Below are 14838 nucleotides of genomic sequence, written 5' to 3' on the forward strand. Positions count from 1 at the left end.
CGATCTCCATGGCGCTCGCCGATCTGGAGCGTGCCAGACTGGTCCGCCCCGTCGGCCTGCGGACCGGCAACGCCGGTCGCGCCGCCCTGCTGTACGAGATCCGCCCGCAGGCGGGCGCGGTGCTGGCGGTCGACATCGGCCGGGCTTACGTCAGGCTCGCGCTCGCCGACCTGGTCGGCGACATCGTCGCGCGCAGGGACGAGCCGTCGCGGGCGGAGAGCTACGACGAGGTGCTCACCCAGCTGTCGGGGATCGTCGACCAGCTCACCGCCGAGGCGGGCATGGCCCGCGCGGACATCACGCTCAGCGTGTTCGGCACCCCCGGCATCCACGACAAGGAGACGGGGATCCTGCGGCTCGCCCCCAATCTCCCCGGCTGGGAACAGCCGGGCGCGGTCGAGCGGCTCGCCGACGTCACCGAGTCGCCGTACGTCGTGGAGAACGACGTCGACCTCGCCGCGGTGGGGGAGGGCGCCTACGGTCTCGGGCAGGGCGTGTCCCACTTCGTCTACGTCTCCATCGGCACCGGGATCGGCATGGGCGTCGTCATCGACGGCAAGCTCTACCGCGGCTCCCAGGGGGCGGCGGGCGAGATCTCCTACCTGCCGGTCGGCGAGGGGGATCCGCTGGTCAACCCGGGACGCGGCATGTTCGAGTCCGTCGCGTCCGCCGACGGGGTGGTGGCCGCGGCGGGACGGCTCGGCATGGTCGCGGCCACGGCCAAGGAGGTCTTCGACGCGGCCAGGTCGGGCGACGAGATCGCCGGCAGGGTCGTCGCGGCCGAGGCCGACCACGTCGCGCACGCGCTCGCGGGCGTCACCGCCGTGCTCGACCCCGAACTGGTCGTCCTCGGCGGGGGGATCGGGGCGCAGGCGGGCGACCTGCTGATCGAGCCCGTCGCCAGACGGCTGGAGTCGCTCGTCGCGCTGAGGCCGCCGCGGATCGAGAGCTCCACACTGGGCTCTGACGCGGTGCTCCTCGGCGCCATGGCCTTCGGGCTCACCACCGCCCGTGATCTCGTCTTCGAGCGCGCGGTGGCCACGACGCCGCTCGGATGATGAGACCGTTGTTCGACCTCCGAGACGAGCCGGTAAGGTACACGCATGGAGTCGAGCAGCATCCGCCTGGCGGTGATCCCCGGTGACGGCATCGGCGGCGAGGTCGTCGCCGAGGGCCTCAAGGTCCTTCAGGCCGCGGGCGTCAAGGCGGAGACGGTCGAGTACGACCTGGGAGCCAAGCGTTACCACCTGAGCGGGGAGACCCTCCCCGACGGCGTGCTCGAGGAGCTTCGCGGCTTCGACGCGATCCTGCTCGGCGCGGTGGGCGACCCGAGCGTCCCGCCGGGCGTCCTGGAGCGCGACCTGCTGCTGCGGCTGCGTTTCGAGCTCGACCACTACGTGAACCTGCGCCCGGTCAAGCTCTATCCGGGTGTGGAGACCCCTCTCGCCGGCGTCCGCCCCGAGGACCTCGACATGATCGTCGTCCGTGAGGGCACCGAGGGCCTGTACGCCGGAGCCGGCGGAGTCCTGCGCCGCGGCACGCCGCAGGAGATCGCCACGCAGGAGTCCCTGAACACGGCCTTCGGCGTCGATCGCGTCGTCCGCTACGCCTTCGACAAGGCGCAGGCGCGGCCGCGCCGCAAGCTCACCCTGGTCCACAAGACCAACGTGCTGACCTTCGCCGGCGACCTGTGGGCCCGTACGGTCGACCGGGTCAGCGTCGAGTATCCCGAGGTCACGACCGACTACTGCCACGTCGACGCGGCCTCGATGTTCTTCGTCAACCAGACGCAGCGGTTCGACGTGATCGTCACCGACAACCTCTTCGGCGACATCCTCACCGACATCGGCGCGGCCGTCGCGGGCGGCATCGGGCTCGCGGCCAGCGGCAACGTCAACCCGTCCAGGACCTCGCCGTCCATGTTCGAGCCGGTCCACGGTAGCGCGCCCGACATCGCGGGCCAGGGCAAGGCCGACCCCACGGCGACGATCCTGTCGGTCGCCATGCTCCTCGACCACGTCGGCCTCGGCGCCGTGGCCGCCCGGGTCGAGCAGGCCGTCGCCGACGACCTGCTCGGTCGTCAGGTGGCCGGATCGGGCAGGCAGACCCGCGAGATCGGCGACGACATCGCCGCACGAGTAGCCGGCTGAGTCCGGGCCGCTCACCCCCTTCCACAGCGCACGGCGGCCCGGTTCGGGCCGCCGTGCGCTTTTTCATACCCATCGCATGCCCTAGGTTTCCGTTAGCCGCTTCGTCGCACAATGAAGATGACGACGTAGAGAGAAGGATCCACGCCATGACCACCCAGCTCAGCTTCGACGTGCAGCTCAACCAGCAGGCCCGCACCGTGGCCGAGCGGGAGCAGGTACTGGCGAGCCCCGGCTTCGGGCAGACGTTCACCGATCACATGGTCTCCATCGACTGGACGGAAGGACGCGGCTGGCACGACGCACGGCTCGAGCCGTACGGGCCGCTGCTCCTCGACCCCGCCACCTCGGTGTTCCACTACGCCCAGGAGCTGTTCGAGGGACTCAAGGCCTACCGGCAGTCCAACGGGTCGATCGTGGCGTTCCGCCCCTACGCCAACGCCGCCCGGTTCAACCGGTCCGCCCTGCGCATGGCGATGCCGGAACTGCCCGAGGAGACGTTCGTCGAATCACTCGAACTGCTCGTCCAGACCGACCGCGACTGGGTGCCGACCGCCGAGGGGCACAGCCTCTACCTGCGCCCCTTCATGATCGCCACGCAGACCGGGCTCGGGGTGAACCACCCGTCGCGGAACTACCGGTACATGGTGATCGCCTCGCCGGCGGCGTCGTACTTCTCCGGCGGTGTGCGGCCCGTCTCGGTCTGGTTGTCGACCGAGTACACCCGGGCGGCCCCCGGCGGCACCGGGTTCGCCAAGTGCGGCGGCAACTACGCGGCCGCCTTCGTCGCCCAGCGCCAGGCCGTCGAGGAGGGCTGCGACCAGGTCGTCTGGCTCGACGCCTTCGAGCACCGCTGGGTCGAGGAGATGGGCGGGATGAACCTGTTCTTCGTCTTCGGCGACCGCCTCGTGACCCCTGCGCTGACCGGCACCCTGCTCCCCGGCATCACCCGTGAGTCGATCCTGAGCATGGCCGGCGAGCTCGGGATCAAGGCCGAGGAGGGCAAGATCTCCATCGAGGAGTGGCAGTCGGCCTGCGAGGCGGGGGAGCTCACGGAGGTCTTCGCGTGCGGGACCGCCGCCGTCGTCACGCCCGTGGGCACGGTCAAGGGTTCCGACCGCGGCTGGACGATCGGCGACGGCACCCCCGGCCCGGTCACCCTCAAGATCCGTGAGGAGCTGATGGGCATCCAGTTCGGCACCCGCCCCGACACCCACAACTGGGTCCACAAGATCTGCTGACCCCACCCGGCGGGTGGGCTGGGGTCGGGTTGGGGTTGGGGTTGGGTGTGATCACGCACAGGTCCGCGCACCCACCCCCCACCCCCCGCGTGATCATGCACGGGTTCGGGAAAGGTCCCCGCGACCTGCACCCTCCCCCCGCGTGATCATGCACGGATTCGATGGAAGGCCCTCCGACCAGGCCTTCCACCGGCCGTGACCATGCAGGGGAAGGGGCAAGCCGGCCAGGCCGGCCTTTCGCGGACCTGGGTCAGCCCTTGCGGACCAGGGTCAGCCCGTCGCCGATCGGCACCAGCACCGTGCGGACGCGTGCATCATCCACGACCAGGTCGTTGAAGGCGCGCATCCCCGGGACGTTGCCGCCGTACGACGGGTCGGTGATCTTCCCGTGCTGCAGCGTGTTGTCCACGGCGATCAGGCCGCCCGGTGCGAGTCGCGCGAGGATCTCCTCGTAGTAGACGGGGTAGCCGACCTTGTCCGCGTCGATGAAAGCGAAGTCGATCCACTCCTGCTCGGGCAGCGCCCGCAGGGTCTCCGCGGCCGGGCCGAGGCGGAGCTCGATCTTGTCGGCCACGCCCGCCTCGTCCCAGTAGCGCCGCGCGATCGACGTCCACTCGTCGCTCACGTCGCAGGCCAGGAGGCGCCCGCCGGACGGCAGGCCGCGGGCGATGCAGATCGACGAATAGCCGGTGAAGGTCCCCACCTCGACGGCCTGGCGTGCACCCGTGAGCTGCACGAGCATGGTGAGCAACGTGCCCTGCTCGGGGGCGATCTGCATGCCGGCGTTCCCGCCGGTGACCCGCCGCGTCTCCTCCGCAAGGGCGAGCAGCAGATCGTCGGGTGGGGTGGTGTGTGAGACGGCGTACTCGGCCACTGCGGCGTCGATGAAATTGGCAGCCTTCATGGCGACCACCCTAGACAACGCGAATATCCCCCGAAATATGGCTATTCGGACATCCTTGGGGTCGTGATCAGGGGCGTGTCCCCGCCTGATCGGCGTCTCGTCATTCGAGATCGATGTGCCAAATGCTGAAGTCGTATGGCAGACTGCAAGGCACTATGCGCTTCAGCCTGCTCATTATCAGCGGGCGCGCCGGTTAAAGGGACAACGCCGGCGCGCAGACCTCTCACGTCCGTGGGGGGTCTTTTTGTTTGGCCGGAATCCCCGGGAAGCGCGCGCGGCGACATGGACAACCGCGAAGGAGACAGAGCAATGGCCGACGACGGCTTCCACGTGTACGACACGACGCTCCGTGACGGCGCCCAGCAGGAAGGGCTCAACCTCACGGTGGCCGACAAGCTGGCGGTCGCACGTCACCTGGACGCCCTCGGCATCGGCTTCATCGAGGGCGGCTGGCCGGGCGCCAACCCCAAGGACACCGAATTCTTCCGGCGAGCCCGAACAGAGCTCGACCTGAAGCACGCGCAGCTCGCCGCGTTCGGCGCGACCCGCCGGGCCGGAGTGAAGGCCGCCGACGACCCACTGGTGGCCGCATTGCGCGAGTCGGGCGCGCCGATCGTGACCCTTGTCGCCAAGAGCCACGACCGGCACGTCGAGCTGGCCCTCCGGACGACACTGGAGGAGAACCTCGCGATGATCCGCGACACGGTCTCCCACCTGCGCGCGGAGGGCCAGCGCGTCTTCCTCGACGCCGAGCACTTCTTCGACGGCTACAAGTCCAACCCGTCGTACGCGCTGGAGGTCCTCCGTACGGCGGCGGAGGCGGGGGCGTCGGTGATCGCGCTGTGCGACACCAACGGCGGCATGCTGCCCGACGAGCTCGGGGGCGTCGTCCACGCCGCGGTGGGCACGGGCGCCAGGATCGGCATCCACTGCCACGACGACACCGGCTGCGCCGTGGCCAACACCCTCGCCGCCGTCGCGGCCGGAGCCACCCACGTCCAGGGCTGCGCCAACGGGTACGGCGAGCGGTCCGGCAACGCCAACCTGTTCACGGTCGTGGCCAACCTCCAGCTCAAGAAGGGCTTCGACCTCGTCCCCAGGCAGTCGCTCGGCGACATGACGCGGATCGCCCACGCGATCACCGAGGTGACCAACGTCACCCCCAACTCGCACCAGCCGTACGTCGGGACCTCGGCGTTCGCGCACAAGGCGGGGCTGCACGCGTCGGCGATCAAGGTCGACCCCAACCTCTACCAGCACATCGACCCCGCGGAGGTCGGCAACGACATGCGGATGCTGGTCTCCGACATGGCCGGCCGGGCGTCGGTCGAGCTCAAGGGCCGCGAGCTGGGCTACCGGCTCTCCTCCGACCAGTCACGGCAGCTCGTCGACCGGGTGAAGGAGCTGGAGTCCCGCGGCCACACGTTCGAGGCGGCGGACGCGTCCTTCGAGCTCCTGCTCCGCGACACGGTCGCGGGCGAGCGGAAGCGGCACTTCTCGGTCGAGTCGTGGCGGGTGATCGTCGAACGGCGTCCCGCCGGGGACATCGTCAGCGAAGCCACCGTGAAGCTGCACGCCAAGGGTGAGCGGATCGTCGCCACGGGCGAGGGCAACGGCCCGGTGAACGCGCTCGACAAGGCCGTACGGCTGGCCCTCGAGCAGCTCTACCCCGAGCTCGCGGCCGTCCAGCTGGTCGACTTCAAGGTGCGCATACTGGAGGGCACGCTCGGCACGGACGCGGTCACCCGCGTGCTGATCACCTCCAGTGACGCGACCGGCGAGTGGGCGACCGTGGGCGTCGACGAGAACATCATCGAGGCCTCGTGGCAGGCGCTCGAGCAGGCCGTGACGTACGGGCTGCTGCGCGCGGGCCACACCGTCTGATCTTCGTGTGGGGGCGGGTCAGGGCCGGCGGGGCGCGGCGCTCTCCACGACCTCGAACGACCACAGCTCCGAGCCGGACGCGGCGGGGCCCTGCCCGTGGCCGTGCCCCTGCCCCTGCCCGTGGCCGTGACCCTGGGCGCCGGCCTCCGCCGCCGCCCGGGCGTGACCGGCCTGGAACGCCTGGCTCTGCTGCCAGCGCTGGAAGTCGTCTTCGCTGCGCCAGCGGGTGTACACGAGATAGCGGTCCGTCCCGTCGACGGGCCGCAGCAACTCGAACCACTCGAACCCGTCGGAGGACTCGACCATCCCGGCTCGGTTGGCGAACCGCTTCTCCAGTTGCTCGCGCATCTCCTCGGGCACCGTCAGCACATTGATCTTCACGACCGAAGGCACATGGACTCCCGTAAGACTCGATGCTCGTAGGACGGTGACCGTCCGGTCACCAAGGACCACCTTACGGCGACAGTACGGCCCGGCCGGGCAGGCGGCTCGCCGCGGGCGCAAATGCGAGTGTGACCACTCGTCGATCGGCACTAGGCTCGTGACGTGCGTATCGCGAGGTTCTCCACGGGCGACGGGGTCGCTTTCGGAGTGGTGGAAGAGGGCGAGCAGGTCATCGCCAAGATCGACGGTCACCCCTTCGGCGGGGTCCAGCTCACGGGTGAGCGGTACCCGCTGGCGGAGGTCCGCGTGGTCGCCCCGATGTTGCCGAGCAAGGTCGTCGCGATCGGACGCAACTACGCCGACCACGCCAAGGAGATGGGCAACGAGGCTCCGGCGGAGCCGATCGTTTTCCTCAAGCCGAGCACGTCGGTGATCGGCTCGGGTGAGGCCGTCGCGTACCCGGAGAAGCTGACGGAGCGCGTCGACTTCGAGGGCGAGCTCGCCGTGGTCATCGGCCGGCTGTGCCGTGAGGTGCCGGTCGAGCGGGCGTACGACGTGATCTTCGGCTACACCTGTGCCAACGACGTGACCGCCCGCGATCTCCAGTCCAAGGACGGGCAGTGGACGCGGGCCAAGGGCTTCGACACGTTCTGCCCGCTCGGCCCGTGGATCGAGACGGACCTCGACCCGAGCGACCTCGCGCTGACCACCACGGTCAACGGCGAGCTCCGGCAGAGTGCGCGCACGTCGCTGCTGCTGCACGACATCCCGGCGCTGATCGCGCACGTGACCGCTTTCATGACCCTGCTGCCGGGCGACGTCATCTTGACGGGCACGCCCGCCGGAGTCGGCCCGCTGTCCGTCGGCGACGAGGTCAGCGTCGGCATCGAAGGAATCGGAACTCTCACGAACCGGGTGGTCTCACGTGACTAGGGTGCGCTTCGCCCCCTCGCCCACCGGCATGTTCCACGTCGGAGGGGCACGCTCCGCGCTGTTCAACTGGGCGCTCGCCGAACAGTCCGGCGGCACCTTCGTCCTGCGCATCGAGGACACCGACGCGGCGCGCAACCGGCCGGAGTGGACCGAGGGGATCATCTCCGCCCTCGCCTGGATCGGCATCAACGGGGACTCGCCGCACTTCGAGGGTCCGTACTTCCAGTCGGCCTATGAGCAGCAGCACCGCGAGGCCGCGGCGAAGCTGCTGAAGGACGGCAGGGCCTATCACTGCACCTGCACCCGCGACGACGTCAAGGCCAGGACGGGCTCCGAGCACCAGGGCTATGACGGCCACTGCCGCGACCGGGGCCTCACCGAGGGCGCGGTGCGCTTCCGCACGCCCGACGACGGCATCACCGTGGTGGACGACAGGGTCCGCGGCCGGGTCGAGTTCCCGAACTCGGCGATGGAGGACTTCGTGATCGTCCGCGGCGACGGCTCCCCGCTGTTCGTCCTGGCCAACGTGGTCGACGACATGGAGATGCGGATCGACAGCGTGGTCAGGGCCGAGGAGCACCTGTCGAACACGCCCAAGCAGCAGCTGCTCTGGGAGGCGCTCGGGGCCGAGCCGCCCCAGTGGGCGCACGTGCCGGTGATCGTCAACGAGAAGCGGCAGAAGTTGTCCAAGCGCCGCGACAAGGTCGCCCTGGAGTCCTACCGGGACGAGGGCTACCTCGCGGAGGCGATGGTCAACTACCTGATGCTGCTCGGCTGGTCACCCGGCGACGACCGCGAGATCCTGCCCTGGGCGGAGATGATGCCGCTGTTCCGGCTGGAGGACGTCAACCAGTCGCCGGCGTTCTTCGACGAGAAGAAGCTGCGCGCCTTCAACGGCGAGTACATCCGGGCGCTGCCGCTCGACGTCTTCGCCGCCCGCTGCGAGCCGTGGCTGGATCCGGCGTGGGACCGCGGGGTGTTCGCCCGGGTGGCGGAGCTCGCCCAGACCCGCATCGCGGTGCTCTCCGAGATCACGGCGAACGTCGACTTCCTCTTCCTGGAGGAGCCCGTCTTCGACCAGGCGTCCTGGGACAAGGCGATGAAGCCGGGCGCGGCCGAGATCATCTCCGGCTACGCCGAACGGCTCGAGTCGGTCAGCTGGGACGCGGAGTCGCTCAAGGTCGCGCTGGAGGAGGTCGGCGCCGAGCACGGGCTCAAGCTCGGCAAGGCCCAGGCTCCGGTGCGGGTCTCGATCACCGGCAGGACGGTGGGCCTGCCGCTGTTCGAGTCCATCGAGGTCCTCGGCAGGGAACGCTCCCTCGACCGGCTGCGCACCGTCCTCGCGAAGCTCTCCTGACCGTACGCGCCTGATCACACACAGCTCCGTGTGGGCCGGTTCGCCCACACGGAGGTGATCGCGCGCGCCCTTCCGCACGCCGGTGTCGTACGGCGTGCACGTCTGCCTTCAGAACTTGCCGGCAGTCAAAAAATACTGTCCGGTTTTCGCGCGATCGGCGACCGCCGATCCGGAAACGCCCGCCCCGTTGCCGTTGATCCAGCTCGACTATGGCGTCGACACCGACGCGGGCGGCAGTGAGGACCGGTCGGCCATGTTCACGCTGACGCCGTCTCACCTGCCCGATCGCCGGGGGTCCCCGGTCCGCGGCGCGGACCGGGGACGTCCCCGCGTGATCTCATCGGCCACCGGCACCGGGCCGGTGGCCGAACCCTTTCCGAGGGCTGTGATCATGTGTCCCGGGGGAGCATGACCTGGTGACGGTCGCCCGTCCCCCCACTGAAAGGACACTCTCTTGTCTGAACGTCCGACGGATCGCCCGATCCGCGTCACGATCTGGAACGAGTTCCTCCACGAGCGCCACGACGAGTCCGTGCGTGCGAACTATCCCCGGGGCATGCACGCGGTGATCGGCGACGCACTCGAGCGCGAGCTGGGGGCGCGCGTCACGGTACGGCACGCGACGCTCGACATGCCCGAGCACGGCCTGACCGACGACGTGCTCGAGACGACCGACGTGCTCACCTGGTGGGGCCACCGGGCCCACCAGGACGTCTCCGACGAGGTCGTCGCCAAGGTCGTCGACCGGGTGCGACGCGGAATGGGCCTGCTGGTGCTGCACTCGGCCCACTTCTCCAAGGTGTTCCGCGCGTTGATGGGCACGAGCTGCCGGCTGCGCTGGCGAAACGGGAACGACCGTGAGCTCGTGTGGAGCGTGGACCCCGCGCACCCGATCGCGCGGGGCGTGCCCGTCCCCATCGTGATCCCCGAGCAGGAGATGTACGGCGAGTTCTTCGACATCCCGGCGCCCGACGAGCTCGTCTTCATCAGCTCGTTCAGCGGCGGCGAGGTGTTCCGGAGCGGCTGCTGCTTCCACCGGGGTCACGGGAAGATCTTCTACTTCAGCCCGGGCGACCAGGAGTACCCCGTCTACCACCATCCCGCTGTCGGCCGCGTTCTGGCGAACGGGGTGGAGTGGGCGGCGCCGACGGCCGGCGTGCTCGACCGCGAGTACGCGCCGGAGCTGTGCGGCACCGGCTGGTACGACGAGGAGATCGCTGAGCAGGGAGCCGCCCAGGCCGAGGCGCTCGCCGCCGAGGCGAAGGAGGGCGCGCGGTGAGCGGCGCCCCCCTCCGTGCGGGCGTCGTTGGGCTCGGCTGGGCCGGCGTCACCCATGCGGAGGCCTACGCGGGGCTTCCCGGAGTCGAGGTGCACGCCCTCGCGGCACAGGAGCCGGAGCGGTTGGCGGCGGTGGGCGACCGGCTCGGCGTTCCGCATCTCCACACGGACTGGGAGGATCTGGTCGCGCGTGACGACCTCGACGTCGTCAGCGTCGCCGCCCCCAACTGGCTGCACGACCGGATCGCCGTCGCCGCGCTGGAGGCGGGCAAGCACGTGCTGTGCGAGAAGCCGCTGGCTCTGGACGCGGCGCGGGGGCGGAGCATGGTCGACGCCGCCGTGGCCGCCGATCGTGTCCTCTGGACGGTGTTCAACCACAGGGAGCGCGGCGACGTCCGCACCCTCAGGCGTTACGTCGACGAAGGCGGCCTCGGGCGGATCTACCACGTCAAGGCGGCCTGGACCCGGCGGCGGCACACGGTCGGCGACACGTGGTTCATCCGCAGGGACCGGTCGGGCGGAGGACCGCTCATCGATCTCGGCGTGCACATGCTCGACCTCGTCCTCCACCTGATGGACGAGCCGGTCGTGACGCGGGCGTCCGGGTTCACGCACGCCGAACTGGTGCCCGCCTCGATCGCGGCGGCCGGCGGCGACCCGGCGGGGTACGAGGTCGAGGACCTGGCCGGCGGCATGTTGCGTACGCGGTCGGGGGCGAGCATCTATCTCGAGGCCAGCTGGGCGTTGCACGCGCCGATCTCGGGCAACGAGATGGCGGTGACCCTGCACGGGACGAAGGGGGCCGCCACCCTCGTGATCAAGGACTACGCCCCCGCCGGCGTCCTGCAGATCTCGACGGACGTGGCCGGGACGCCTGCGGAGACCTTCCCCGTGGTCCCGCGTGGCGGCGGCCACTCCGACGTCGTCGAGAAGTTCGTGACGGCGGTGCGATCGGGCGAATGGGGGGCGCATCGCGGGGTCGAGGGCCTCCGGCGGTCGATCATCGTCGACGCGCTCTACCGGTCCGCGGAGAAGGACGAGGAAGTCGACGTCGCCGACGAAGGCGAGGCGTAGGCCGGTCGTGGGGCGCCTCTGGAAGGCGCCCCACGGGGGTCACAGGAGGCCGCGGCGGGTGAGGAGGGGAGTGATCTCCGGATCCCGGCCGCGGAAGTTGCGGAAGGCCGTGAGCGCGTCGACGCTGCCGCCCTTCGAGAGCAGCTCCCGCCGGAACGTGTCGCCGTTCTCACGCCGCAGGCCGCCGTTCTCCTTGAACCACTCCACCGTGTCGGCGTCGAGGACCTCGCTCCAGATGTAGGAGTAGTAGCCGGCGCTGTAGCCGCTCGCCCAGATGTGGGCGAAGTAGGTGCTCCGGTAGCGGGGCGGGACGGCCGCGAGGTCGACTCCGGCGCGCTTCAGCGCCTCCGCCTCGAACCGCTCCGCGTCGCCGTCCGCATAGTCCGTGTGCCACGCCCAGTCGAGCAGGGTGGCGGCCAGGTACTCGACGGTGGCGAACCCCTGGTTGAACTTCTGCGCCTCGAGCATGCGGTCCACGAGCTCCTGCGGCATCGGCTCGCCGGTCTCGTAGTGCTTCGCGTAGTTCGCCAGGATCTCCGGGTCGGTCGCCCACATCTCGTTGACCTGCGACGGGTACTCCACGAAGTCCCGCGGCACCGCCGTCCCCGAGAAGCGAGGAAAGCGGACGTCGGAGAACAGAGCGTGCAGGGCGTGCCCGAACTCGTGGAACATCGTGTTGACCTCGTCGAACGTCATCAGGGTCGGCTCGCCCTTGACGATGTTGAGGTTGTTGACGACGACCGGCCCGGTGCCGAGGAGGCTCGACTGCTTGACCAGGCTGTTCATCCACGCCCCGCCCCGCTTGGACGCCCGGGAGTGGAAGTCGCCGAGGAACAGGCCGAGCGGCGTGCCGTCCTCGTTGAAGACCTCGAAGACCCGGACGTCGGGGTGGTATCCGTGCAGATCGGTGCGCTCGGTGAAGGTGATGCCGTACAGGCGGGTCGCGGCGTGGAAGACGCCCTTCTCCAGGACGGTGTTCAGCTCGAAGTACGGCCGCATCCGGGCGCTGTCGATGTCGTAGCGCGCCTTCCTGACCTTCTCGGCGTAGAACTGCCAGTCCCACGGCTGTACGGCGTGTCCGGCGATCTCCTCGAGATCCGACTGCTCCTTGCGGGCGTTCGAGACGGCCGGGGGGACGAGCCGGTCGAGCATGTCCGTGACGGCCTGGGCGGTCTTGGCCGTCTGGTCGGCCAGGACGTACTCCGCGTGGTTCCGGTACCCGAGCAGGGTCGCCCGCTCCTGCCGCAGGGCGGCGATCTCGGTGATCAGCTCGGCGTTCGCGGCGCCGCGTCCGGTGGACGCCTCGTGGATCCGCTGCCGGAGCGCCCGGTCGGTCAGCTCAGTCAGGGACGGCTGGCTGGTCGGCAGCACGAGCGTCACCAGGTACCTGCCGTCGAGGCCGCGCTCCTTCGCGGTCTCCCGCAGCCCCTGAACCGCGTCGGCCGACAGCCCGTCGAGTTCGGAGACGTCGTCGACGATCACGGCCCGCGCGTTGGTGTCGGCGAGCAGGTTCTGCTGGAACGTCGTCGCCAGGGTGGAGAGCCGCTCGTTGATCCGCTTGAGGCGCTGCTGGTCCTCCTGGCCGAGGACGGCTCCCGCTCGCGTGAAGTCCGTGAGATAACGATCGAGCAGCCAGCGCTGCTCGTCGTCGGCCGCCTCGACCGCCTGGATGCGGGCGAAGAGCTTCGCGTCGAGGTGCACGGCGTCGGCGTGCGCGGCCAGCCTGGGCGTGACGTCCTTCTGGATCTCCTGGACGCCCGGGGTCGCGTCCGAGGACACCTGGTTGAAGAAGACCGTGGAGACCCGGTCGAGGAGGTCTCCTGAGCGCTCGAGGGCCTCGATGGTGTTCTCGAACGTGGGCGGCTCGGGATTGCCGGTGATCTCCTCGATCTCGGCGAGGTGCTCCGCCATGCCCTGCTCGAACGCCGGCGCGTAGTGCTCCTCCTCGATCTCCTGGAAGGGAGGCAACAGGTAGGGGAGCGGGCTGGGGCTCAGGAAGGGATTGGCGTCCGGCGTCATCGGCGACGACTCCTCACATGGTGCTGGCGTGTGGTCCCAGCCTCGCATACGTCAAGCTCACGCCGTGATCGCGGGACGCGCGGCAATCGTTTTGGTGATGGGTGCGAAGCTGGGCTATTCTTTCGGAGTCGCAAGCGGCCCAAGGGGTTCGCGAGCAGATGGGGTATGGGGTAATTGGCAGCCCGGCTGATTCTGGTTCAGCTAGTCTAGGTTCGAGTCCTGGTACCCCAGCTGGATCCCCCCGTATGGGATTCTGCTGGATAGATAGAAGTGCAGTGCGAAGGTCCCGTCGTCTAGTGGCCCAGGACGCCGCCCTCTCAAGGCGGTAGCGGCGGTTCGAATCCGCTCGGGACTACTCACTGCGCAAGGCTCCGTCGTCTAGTGGCCTAGGACGCCGCCCTCTCAAGGCGGTAGCGCCGGTTCGAATCCGGTCGGGGCTACAAACTCGGGTAGAACCCTCGGACACTTCGTCCGGGGGTTTTCGCCGTTTCTGGGCGCTTTCTCGATGCTCCTCCACGCTCTCTCGTTCTTCGCGATTGACTGGACAGCGACACTATCCAATAATTGGAGAGCGTAGCTATCCAATGGAGGTGCCCATGTACACGTTGCTGATGGACGGCCGGGAGGAACAGGTCGAGGGTCCGGTGGTTCCCCATGGTCGGCCGATCTTCGGATGGGAGCGCAAGCCGCACGGCTGGTGCCGGGGGGACGCGTGCATCCCGGCCTTCCGTGCGGCCGAGGCCGAGACGCCGGACGGCGTCGATCTCGCCGGGTTCGCCGGGCTGCTCGGCAGGGCGGCCGTCGTCGACCCGGACGAGCGCCTGATCGCGGTGGGCGACGCCCAGAGGCTCGGCCCGGACGAGGCGCCGGATTTCAGGCTCGACGGCTTCTCGCTCAGTGAGGCGCGAGGCAGCAAGATCGCGCTCGTCTTCTGGGCCTCCTGGTGCGGTTGCCGCTACGACCTGGCCGCGTGGGACGAGCTCCACGACGAGCTCTCGCCGTACGGGCTGACCGTGGTGAGCGTCTCCCTCGACCGGAATCCGGAGGACGCCCGGCCGTGGATCGAGGGCCTGAGGCATCCGTCGCTGGTCGACGCCGAGGGCTCGGTGGCGGAGCTCTACAACGTCGTCAACGTGCCGACCGTCGTCTGGGTCGACGAGGAGGGCCGGATCGCCCGGCCGCAGGACACCATGACCGCGACGGACACGTTCCGTGAGATGAACGGCCTGTCGTCCGAGGACGCCAAGAAGGCCCTGCGGAGGTGGGCCATCGACGGGGAGTCCGGCCTGACGCGGGAGGCCGTACGGGAGCATCTGCGGATCCCGACGGAGGAGGAGCGCCGCGCGCGGCTGCACGCGCGCCTGGCCGCCTGGCTGTTCCGCCGTGGACGTACGGCTCCCGCGGGGGGACATGCCCGCCTGGCGGCGGAGCTCGCCCCGCACGATGTGGCCGTACGACGAAGCCTGATGCCGCTGAGCGGCGTCGACCCCTTCGGCGACGAGTACTTCAGGCTCAGAGACGAACTGGAGGCCGGAGGCGTCCCCCTCTACCGCCCGCTGCCGGACTGGTCGAGAGGGCGGCAGGCCGCGCAGGCCGGCGCCTGACGGAACCTCCCGC

At 69.7% G+C, this 14838-nt stretch carries 12 protein-coding genes and 3 tRNA genes; 12 read left to right on the forward strand and 3 right to left on the reverse strand.

Annotated elements, in window-relative coordinates:
* Nucleotides 1–119: 119 nt before the first annotated feature.
* From Pka01_RS25310 to Pka01_RS25320, 3 genes are all read left to right on the forward strand, one after another.
* Nucleotides 120–1058, forward strand: coding sequence for an ROK family protein (locus Pka01_RS25310; RefSeq protein WP_373318186.1), 939 nt, complete (start codon nt 120–122; stop codon nt 1056–1058).
* Nucleotides 1059–1103: 45 nt separating this feature from the next.
* Nucleotides 1104–2150: a 3-isopropylmalate dehydrogenase gene (locus tag Pka01_RS25315; RefSeq protein ID WP_203885370.1), complete on the forward strand. Its 1047-nt coding sequence runs from the start codon at nt 1104–1106 to the stop codon at nt 2148–2150.
* A 146-nt stretch (nt 2151–2296) separates the two neighbouring features.
* A complete protein-coding gene (locus Pka01_RS25320) occupies nt 2297–3388 on the forward strand; it encodes a branched-chain amino acid aminotransferase (protein ID WP_203885371.1) in 1092 nt (363 codons plus the stop codon).
* Between the two features lie 250 nt (nt 3389–3638).
* On the opposite strand, the gene Pka01_RS25325 is transcribed toward Pka01_RS25320, so the two are convergent.
* A complete protein-coding gene (locus Pka01_RS25325) occupies nt 3639–4292 on the reverse strand; it encodes an O-methyltransferase (RefSeq protein WP_203885372.1) in 654 nt (217 codons plus the stop codon).
* A gap of 309 nt (nt 4293–4601) precedes the next feature.
* Between Pka01_RS25325 and cimA the strand changes: the two genes are divergently transcribed.
* Entirely contained in the window at nt 4602–6176 is a 1575-nt protein-coding gene (cimA, locus tag Pka01_RS25330) for a citramalate synthase (protein WP_203885373.1), read from the forward strand.
* A gap of 18 nt (nt 6177–6194) precedes the next feature.
* Here cimA and Pka01_RS25335 read toward each other — a convergent pair whose 3' ends face one another.
* Nucleotides 6195–6569 carry an antibiotic biosynthesis monooxygenase family protein gene (locus tag Pka01_RS25335; RefSeq protein ID WP_203885374.1) on the reverse strand — a complete coding sequence of 125 codons (375 nt, stop codon included), beginning with the start codon at nt 6567–6569 and terminating at the stop codon, nt 6195–6197.
* A gap of 153 nt (nt 6570–6722) precedes the next feature.
* Between Pka01_RS25335 and Pka01_RS25340 the strand changes: the two genes are divergently transcribed.
* The 4 genes from Pka01_RS25340 (at nt 6723) to Pka01_RS25355 (ending at nt 11202) form a co-directional block, all read left to right on the forward strand.
* Nucleotides 6723–7493 (forward strand): fumarylacetoacetate hydrolase family protein, encoded by a 771-nt coding sequence (locus Pka01_RS25340; RefSeq protein WP_203885375.1) that lies wholly within the window; start codon nt 6723–6725, stop codon nt 7491–7493.
* Entirely contained in the window at nt 7486–8850 is a 1365-nt protein-coding gene (gene gltX / locus Pka01_RS25345) for a glutamate--tRNA ligase (protein ID WP_275414508.1), read from the forward strand. The genes Pka01_RS25340 and gltX overlap by 8 nt, the downstream gene beginning before the upstream one ends.
* A gap of 454 nt (nt 8851–9304) precedes the next feature.
* Complete coding sequence (locus Pka01_RS25350) at nt 9305–10129, forward strand: ThuA domain-containing protein (RefSeq protein WP_203885376.1); 825 nt, start codon at nt 9305–9307, stop codon at nt 10127–10129.
* A complete protein-coding gene (locus Pka01_RS25355) occupies nt 10126–11202 on the forward strand; it encodes a Gfo/Idh/MocA family protein (protein WP_203885377.1) in 1077 nt (358 codons plus the stop codon). Before Pka01_RS25350 ends, Pka01_RS25355 begins: the two co-directional genes overlap by 4 nt.
* Before the next feature lie 39 nt (nt 11203–11241).
* Here the strand turns inward: Pka01_RS25355 and Pka01_RS25360 are convergent, their stop codons facing one another.
* On the reverse strand, nt 11242–13221 hold the full coding sequence (locus tag Pka01_RS25360) for a M3 family metallopeptidase (RefSeq protein WP_203885378.1): 1980 nt from the start codon (nt 13219–13221) through the stop codon (nt 11242–11244).
* A gap of 159 nt (nt 13222–13380) precedes the next feature.
* Between Pka01_RS25360 and Pka01_RS25365 the strand changes: the two genes are divergently transcribed.
* The 4 genes from Pka01_RS25365 to Pka01_RS25380 all read left to right on the forward strand — a co-directional run bounded on the left by Pka01_RS25365 (nt 13381) and on the right by Pka01_RS25380 (nt 14825).
* Nucleotides 13381–13452: transfer RNA gene (locus Pka01_RS25365), tRNA-Gln, on the forward strand.
* 51 nt (nt 13453–13503) lie between these two features.
* Nucleotides 13504–13576, forward strand: a tRNA-Glu gene (locus tag Pka01_RS25370).
* Nucleotides 13577–13588: 12 nt separating this feature from the next.
* Nucleotides 13589–13661: transfer RNA gene (locus Pka01_RS25375), tRNA-Glu, on the forward strand.
* 156 nt (nt 13662–13817) lie between these two features.
* Nucleotides 13818–14825 carry a TlpA disulfide reductase family protein gene (locus Pka01_RS25380; RefSeq protein ID WP_203885379.1) on the forward strand — a complete coding sequence of 336 codons (1008 nt, stop codon included), beginning with the start codon at nt 13818–13820 and terminating at the stop codon, nt 14823–14825.
* The last annotated feature ends 13 nt before the right edge of the window (nt 14826–14838 follow it).

This window comes from Planotetraspora kaengkrachanensis, from assembly GCF_016862895.1.
Lineage (GTDB): Bacteria > Actinomycetota > Actinomycetes > Streptosporangiales > Streptosporangiaceae > Planotetraspora > Planotetraspora kaengkrachanensis.

Coding starts and splice junctions, on each gene's coding strand:
- Pka01_RS25320 (WP_203885371.1), top strand. CDS start 2,297: ATGACCACCCAGCTCAGCTTCGACGTGCAGCTCAACCAGCAGGCCCGC.
- Pka01_RS25380 (WP_203885379.1), top strand. CDS start 13,818: ATGTACACGTTGCTGATGGACGGCCGGGAGGAACAGGTCGAGGGTCCG.
- Pka01_RS25360 (WP_203885378.1), bottom strand. CDS start 13,221: ATGACGCCGGACGCCAATCCCTTCCTGAGCCCCAGCCCGCTCCCCTAC.
- Pka01_RS25325 (WP_203885372.1), bottom strand. CDS start 4,292: ATGAAGGCTGCCAATTTCATCGACGCCGCAGTGGCCGAGTACGCCGTC.
- Pka01_RS25315 (WP_203885370.1), top strand. CDS start 1,104: ATGGAGTCGAGCAGCATCCGCCTGGCGGTGATCCCCGGTGACGGCATC.
- cimA (WP_203885373.1), top strand. CDS start 4,602: ATGGCCGACGACGGCTTCCACGTGTACGACACGACGCTCCGTGACGGC.